Genomic DNA, 7,249 nt, shown 5'->3' with positions numbered 1-7,249 from the left:
CGACCCGCCGATGCTCGATGTCGATCCGATCCGGCTGCGGGCCGGGATCGATGCGCTTCCCGCCCTGCGCGCGCAGGACGCGCGGATCGCAGTCGCCGAAGCGGACGTGCGTCTCGCGCGCGCCGACAAGCGCCCCGACTGGAAGGTCGGCGTCACCTATGGCCGGCGCGATCCCATGTACGGCGACATGGCCTCGGTCGGCGTGTCGATCGACCTGCCGCTGTTCGCCGGCAAGCGCCAGAACCCCAGGATCGCTGCAAGCGAGAGCCTTGCGCAAGGGGGTCGGTTCGACCGCGAGGCGATCCGCCGCGAGCTGGTGGCGCAGCTCGACGCCGATCTCGCAGACCATGCCATGCATCTCTCCCGGTTGCGCAATGCCCGCGAGACGCTGGTGCCACTCGCCAGGCACCGCGCCGAGCTCGACCGCGACAGCTATGGCGCCGGCAAGCTCGACCTTGGCGCCGCGCTGCTCACGACGCTCGGGCTCGCGGAGGCCGAGGTCGAGGCGCTCAACCGCGAAGCCGACGTCGCGCGCGACGCGGTCCGCATCACTATCACCTATGGGGAGGAGCGGCCATGACGCTCGATAAATCCGCGCTGCGCTGGGGCGCATCGATCCTGGCTGTCGCGCTGCTGGCCGGCGGCACAGGCTATTGGGCTGGCCATCGCCAGGCACCGCAATCGGAGGCGACCACGCCCGCCGGGGCAGGCAAAGTCCTTTACTGGTACGATCCGATGTTCCCCAACCAGAAGTTCGACAAGCCCGGCAAGTCGCCCTTCATGGATATGCAGCTCGTGCCGCGATACGCGGACGGAGGAAGCGCCGGCGCGGCCCCCACGGTCGCCGTCGATCCCGCCGCGCGGCAGAGCCTGGGATTGCGGGTCGTCGCGGCGAAGATGGGCAGCCTTGCCTCGGCCCTCGAGGTCACCGGCACGATCGACTTCAACCAGCGCGACGTCGCCGTCATCCAGGCGCGTTCGGGCGGGTTCGTGAGCCGCGTCTATGCGCGAGCGCCCGGGGACGTGGTCCGCGCCGGCGCGCCGATCGCGGACCTGCTCCTGCCCGAATGGGGCGGCGCGCAGACCGAATATCTGAGCGTCAGGCGGCTCGGCAAGCCCGACCTCACCGCGGCCGCGCGCCAGCGACTGCGGCTGATGGGCATGTCCGACGGCCTCATCGCCAGCGTCGAGCGGAGCGGACGCCCGAACGGCGTGGTGACGATCACGACGCCGATCTCGGGCACGATCCAGACGCTCGACGCCCGTGCCGGCGTGACGCTCGCCATGGGCCAGACGCTCGCCCAGGTAAGCGGGCTCGGCACCGTCTGGCTCAATGCCGCGGTGCCCGAAGCGCGCGCGGGCGATGTCCGGGTCGGCCAGAATGCCAGCACCACGCTGGCGGGCTTCCCCGGCGAGCGCTTCGCCGGCCGGGTGATCGCGATCCTGCCGACCACGCAGGCCGACAGCCGCACGCTCACCGTGCGGATCGAGCTGCCCAACCGGGACGGCCGGTTGCGGCCGGGCATGTTCGCCAGCGTCGCGCTTGGCGGCGATGCCAAGCCGGCGCTGCTGGTGCCGAGCGAAGCGGTGATCCGCACGGGCAGGCGCACGCTCGTCATGCTGGCCGCAGGCGACGGGCGCTATCATCCCGCCGAGGTCCGCATCGGCCGCGAGGCAGGCGGCGAGACCGAGATCCTTGCCGGCCTGTCGCCCGGCGAGAACGTCGTCGTCTCGGGGCAGTTCCTGATCGATTCCGAGGCGAGCCTGTCGGGAATCGAGGCGCGGCCGATCGGCGGCGGTGCGGCATCGGCGACCATCGCCGCGCCGGCGTCGAAAGCCACGCTGTACGAGACGACGGGCAAGATCGAGCGGATCACGGCCAATTCGGTGACGCTCAGCCACGAGCCCGTTCCCGCGCTCGACTGGCCGGCGATGACGATGACCTTCGCGCTCGCCAATCCGGGCATCGCGCGCGGCTTCAAGGCGGGTGACCGGGTCCGGTTCGGGTTCGACCGGCCCCCGGCGGGACCGACGCTGCGGCATATGGCGAAGGTGGCGGGCCAGTGATCGCCCATCTCATCCGCTGGTCGGTGAGGAACCGCTTCTTCGTCGTGCTCGGCATGCTCGCGCTGGTCGGCGCGGGCCTGTGGGCGGTGCGCTCGACCCCGATCGACGCGCTGCCCGATCTTTCCGACGTGCAGGTCGTGATCCGCACTTCCTATCCGGGTCAGGCGCCGCAGATCGTCGAGAACCAGATCACCTATCCGCTCACCACCACCATGCTGTCGGTGCCCGGCGCCAAGACGGTGCGCGGCTATAGCTTCTTCGGCGACAGCTTCGTCTATGTGATCTTCGAGGACGGCACCGATCTCTACTGGGCGCGCAGCCGCGTGCTCGAATATCTCAACCAGGTCCAGGGTCGGTTGCCGGCCAGCGCCCGCAGCGCGCTCGGGCCGGACGCGACCGGGGTCGGCTGGGTCTATGAATATGCGCTGGTCGACCGCACCGGCCGGCACGATCTCTCGCAGCTTCGCGGGTTGCAGGACTGGTTCCTGCGCTACGAGCTGAAGACCGTGACCGGCGTGGCCGAAGTCGCCAGCATCGGCGGCATGGTCAAGCAGTACCAGGTGCTGCTCGATCCGGTGAAGCTCGCGGCCTACGGCGTAACCCACGCCCAGGCAGTGCAGGCGATCAGCCAAGCCAATCAGGAAGCCGGCGGCTCGGTGCTGGAAATGGCCGAGGCCGAATATATGGTCCGCGCCTCGGGCTATCTGAAAACGCTCGACGATTTCCGGGCAATCCCGCTCAAGACTGCGGCGGGCGGCGTGCCCGTCCGGCTCGGCGATGTCGCCACGATCCAGGTCGGCCCCGAGATGCGGCGCGGCATCGCCGAACTGAACGGCGAAGGCGAGGTCGCCGGCGGCGTCGTTATTCTTCGGTCAGGCAAGAACGCCCGTGAGACCATCGCGGCGGTCAAGGACAAGCTCGCCGATCTCAGGAAAAGCCTGCCGCCGGGCGTCGAGGTGGTCACGGTCTATGACCGCTCGCAGCTGATCGATCGCGCGGTCGAGAACCTCACCCGCAAGCTGGTCGAGGAGTTCATCGTCGTCGCATTGGTCTGCGCCCTGTTCCTCTGGCACGTCCGCTCGGCGCTGGTCGCGATCCTGACCTTGCCGCTCGGTGTGCTGGCCGCGTTCGTCGTAATGCGGTTCCAGGGGGTGAACGCCAACATCATGTCGCTGGGCGGCATCGCCATCGCCATCGGCGCGATGGTGGATGCGGCGGTCGTCATGATCGAGAACGCCCACAAGAGGATCGAACGCTGGGAGCAGGATCACCCGGACAGACATCTCGATGGCGAGATGCGCTGGATCGTCGTCACCGAGGCGGCGGCCGAGGTCGGGCCGGCGCTGTTCTTCAGCCTGCTGATCATCACGCTGTCGTTCATTCCGGTCTTCACCCTGGAGGCGCAGGAAGGCCGGCTGTTCGCGCCGCTCGCCTTCACCAAGACCTATGCGATGGGCGCGGCCGCGATCCTGTCGGTGACCCTGGTGCCGATCCTGATGGGCTGGCTGATCCGGGGCCGCATTCCGGCCGAGCAGGCCAATCCGGTCAATCGCTGGCTCACCAATATCTACCGGCCCGCGATCGACTGGACGATGAAGCGGCCCAAGGCAGTGCTGCTGATCGCGGCTCTGGTGTTCGCCACCACGGCCTGGCCGCTCAGCCGGCTCGGCGGCGAGTTCATGCCCAATCTCGACGAGGGCGACCTGCTCTACATGCCCTCGGCGCTGCCGGGCCTCTCGGCCGCCAAGGCGAGTGAGCTGCTCCAGCAGACCGACCGCCTGATCAAGACCGTGCCCGAAGTCGAAAGCGTGTTCGGCAAGGCCGGCCGCGCCGAGACCGCGACCGATCCCGCGCCGCTCGAAATGTTCGAGACGACGATCCAATTCAAGCCCCGCGACCAGTGGCGGTCGGGCATGACGCCCGAACGCCTTGTCGACGAGCTCGATCGCCGGGTGAAGCTTCCGGGTCTCGCCAATATCTGGGTGCCGCCGATCCGCAACCGCATCGACATGCTCGCGACGGGCATCAAGAGCCCGATCGGGGTCAAGGTGTCGGGCAGTGACCTCGCCGAGCTCGACCGCATCGCGCATGATGTCGAGACCGTGGCCAGGAGCGTGCCCGGCGTCAGCTCGGCGCTCGCCGAGCGGCTGACCGGCGGACGCTATGTCGATGTCGACATAGACCGCGCCGCCGCCGCGCGGTTCGGGCTCAACATCGCCGACGTCCAGGCCATCGTCTCCGGCGCGATCGGCGGCGAGACGATCGGCGAGACGGTCGAGGGCCTCGCCCGCTATCCGATCAGCGTGCGCTATCCGCGCGAATTGCGCGACAGCCTCGAAAGGCTGCGGGCGCTACCGATCCTGACGCCCGCGGGCCAGCAGATCACCTTGGGCACCGTGGCAAACGTCTCGATCGCCGAGGGACCGCCGATGCTCAAGACCGAGAATGCCCGGCCTTCGACCTGGGTCTACGTCGATGTGCGCGGGCGCGATCTTGCCTCGGTGGTCGGCGATCTGCAGCGTGCGGTGGCGAAACAGGTCAGGCTCTCGCCTGGGGTCAGCATCGCTTACTCTGGCCAGTTCGAATATCTCGAGCGCGCGGTCGACCGCTTGAAGCTGGTCGTGCCCGCGACGCTGCTGATCATCTTCGTGCTGCTCTACCTCATCTTCGGCCGCTTCGACGAGGCGGCGCTGATCATGGGGACGCTGCCGTTTGCGCTGACCGGCGGCATCTGGACGCTTTATCTGCTGGGGTTCAACCAGTCGATCGCCACCGGGGTCGGGTTCATCGCGCTCGCCGGCGTCTCCGCCGAGTTCGGGGTGGTGATGCTGATCTATCTCAAGAACGCGCTGGCCGAGCGCGGCGCACATCCGGACGCTGCCGAGGTCGAGGCCGCCGTGCGCGAAGGCGCGCTGCTGCGCGTCCGTCCCAAGGCGATGACGGTGGCGGTGATCCTGGCCGGCCTGCTGCCGATCCTGCTGGGATCAGGCGCGGGTTCGGAGGTCATGAGCCGGATTGCCGCGCCGATGATCGGCGGCATGCTGACCGCGCCCTTGCTCTCAATGTTCGTCCTGCCCGCCGCCTACCTGCTGTTGCGCCGGCCCAAGACCGATCCCATCCCTCAACCCGTTTCATCATGAAGGAGAAGACGATGAACCATGCACGACTGACCATTGCCCTCGGCCTCGCCGCCCTGACTGCCGCGTGCGGCAAGAAGGCGGAGGCCCCCGTTGCGACTGAGACCAACGAGGCGGCGCCCGCCGCGACCATGAGCGGCGACATGGGCAACATGTCGATGGCGCCTGACGCGAACGCCGCGATCAAGGCCAAGGGCCATGGCACCGTCACCGCGATCGACAAGGCGGCAGGCACGATCACGCTCGATCATGGTCCGATCCCGGAGGCCAAGTGGCCCGCGATGACGATGGCGTTCAAGGCCGCGCCGTCGATCACCGATGCGGTCAAGGTCGGCGACAAGGTCGATTTCGACCTCTCGCTCAAGGGCAGCGATGGCGAGGTCACCGCGATCGCAAAGCAGTGATCCGCTAAGTTCGACCGGAAAAAGCTGGTTGCGGCGCCGCTCCCGGGCGGCGACGCCCGTGCCGGCCGTCTGCCTGGCTGTGCGCCCGGTCGACGGTTGCGACCGGCAACGCCCAATGCCAGCGGCGTTTCCCTGCGCGATCACCGACAATTTGAGCACGCTTCGCGGATCGCACATTGAACGTGCAAGCCGCCCTTGCTCGCGATAGCCTGAACGGCAAGGAGCCCAGTTTAGATGACCCAGCCAGTATGACCTTGTTACCCGCGACACATCATGATCTCGTGAGCGAGCTTGTCCGTCGTTGGCGAGACGATCCCGGCGCCACCTATCGCTCCTGGTTTCTGTGGGACGAACGGCTGAAAAACTTCCGCTCCATCCGTCGCGGGCTGCAGCAGGTGGTCGCAGAAATCGAAAGTGGGCGGTTCGGCGTCGCCTATCGCGGCTCGTCACTGGAAACGGTTGTCCACTCGATCGCCGAACAGCGGCAGATCTTCAAGGGCGCCGACCATGCCTGGCTGTGGAAGCCCAAGCTGCGCATTCCAGACATCTACGAAAGCCCGGACAACCAGCGGGCGTTCGGTCGCCTGCTCGACAATTGCTCGTGCTGCGATACCGCCGAGGAGATCATCAGCCACATCCGCAGCATAGACGCGCTCAAGATCAAGGGGCTGGGGCCGGCGGCGGCCAACCTGCTCTATTTCCTTCACCCGACGCTGGTGCCGCCCTTCAATACCGCGATCGTCAAGGGCTACAATGCCGTCACCGGCGCCAAGGTGAAGCTCGGGTCATGGGATCATTTTCTCGCCATGCGCGCCGGCATCCTCGACCTCAACGACCGTTACCGCGAGTTGCTCTCCAACGATCTCGGCGCGATCGGCGGACTGTTGTTCGACATTGGCTCGGGCCGCTATCCCGCGCCACCGCTGGAGGATGACGCAACGGCGGCCGACGACTGGCTCGGCAGATTGGAACATGCCAGAGCGGAGGCAAGCCGGCTCGACAAGACAGCCGCCGCGCAGGGCGAAACCGATCGCACGCACGCCGAAATCCAGGCCTGGCTGCGCGACCTCGGCCATGCCCTCGGTTACGATGTGTGGATCGCCGCCAATGACCGCGGTCGACTTCACGCTGGCTGCCCGCTTGGACAGGGATGCCTCGAGCGCCTTCCAGACGCCATTGCGACCTCTCCCGGAGCGGACTCGATCCGCCTCATCGACGTGTTGTGGCTGGCGAAGGGTGGCGACGGCGTCGCCGCCGCGTTCGAGGTTGAACATTCGACCTCGATCTACTCGGGGATCGTGCGCATGCTCGATCTGGCGCTGTCGGGGAGCGATCTGCACGCTGCCGCCGGGCTATTCCTGGTCGCACCGAATGCGCGCGAGCAGGACGTTCGCGCGCAACTCCGTCGCCCGGCTTTCAGCCGTATTGCCGATCTCGACTTCGCCTATCTGCCCTATGGCGAGCTGGAGAGAAACAGGGACGCGATCGCTCGTTTTGGAACGGGATTGAAGGCCATCAAGGCGATCTCAAGCCCCCTTCCCTGAAAGGGGGCGTTTGCGGGAGGGGGCGGAATCCTACGCCAAGCTCGCCCAGATAGCCGGCGCGAGATCTTACTTGTTGCTGCCTTCTACGGTCGCGCCA

The 7,249-nt window shown here is 67.4% G+C and carries 5 protein-coding genes; all 5 read left to right on the top strand.

Going from position 1 to position 7,249, the window contains the following annotated elements; all coding sequences use genetic code 11:
* Positions 1 to 580, top strand: a 580-nt coding sequence (locus tag QOL62_RS19385) for a TolC family protein (RefSeq protein WP_283407281.1), incomplete at its 5' end; no start/stop codon positions are given.
* Entirely contained in the window at positions 577 to 2,067 is a 1,491-nt protein-coding gene (locus QOL62_RS19380; protein ID WP_007406384.1) for an efflux RND transporter periplasmic adaptor subunit, read from the top strand. The genes QOL62_RS19385 and QOL62_RS19380, both read left to right, overlap by 4 nt.
* Entirely contained in the window at positions 2,064 to 5,207 is a 3,144-nt protein-coding gene (locus QOL62_RS19375; RefSeq protein WP_007406408.1) for an efflux RND transporter permease subunit, read from the top strand. Before QOL62_RS19380 ends, QOL62_RS19375 begins: the two co-directional genes overlap by 4 nt.
* Positions 5,204 to 5,608: a copper-binding protein gene (locus QOL62_RS19370; RefSeq protein ID WP_007406376.1), complete on the top strand. Its 405-nt coding sequence runs from the start codon at positions 5,204 to 5,206 to the stop codon at positions 5,606 to 5,608. Before QOL62_RS19375 ends, QOL62_RS19370 begins: the two co-directional genes overlap by 4 nt.
* A gap of 248 nt (positions 5,609 to 5,856) precedes the next feature.
* Positions 5,857 to 7,152 (top strand): hypothetical protein, encoded by a 1,296-nt coding sequence (locus tag QOL62_RS19365; protein WP_013039108.1) that lies wholly within the window; start codon positions 5,857 to 5,859, stop codon positions 7,150 to 7,152.
* Positions 7,153 to 7,249 lie beyond the last annotated feature (97 nt).

The sequence above is a fragment of the Novosphingobium panipatense genome (assembly GCF_900182875.1).
In the GTDB taxonomy this organism is placed as follows: Bacteria; Pseudomonadota; Alphaproteobacteria; order Sphingomonadales; family Sphingomonadaceae; genus Novosphingobium; species Novosphingobium panipatense.
This window is presented reverse-complemented; position numbering and strand designations above follow the sequence as displayed.

What these genes read in the sequence shown, in the direction of transcription:
- QOL62_RS19380 (WP_007406384.1), top strand. Translation starts at nt 577, where the DNA reads ATGACGCTCGATAAATCCGCGCTGCGCTGGGGCGCATCGATCCTGGCT.
- QOL62_RS19370 (WP_007406376.1), top strand. Translation starts at nt 5,204, where the DNA reads ATGAAGGAGAAGACGATGAACCATGCACGACTGACCATTGCCCTCGGC.
- QOL62_RS19365 (WP_013039108.1), top strand. Translation starts at nt 5,857, where the DNA reads ATGACCTTGTTACCCGCGACACATCATGATCTCGTGAGCGAGCTTGTC.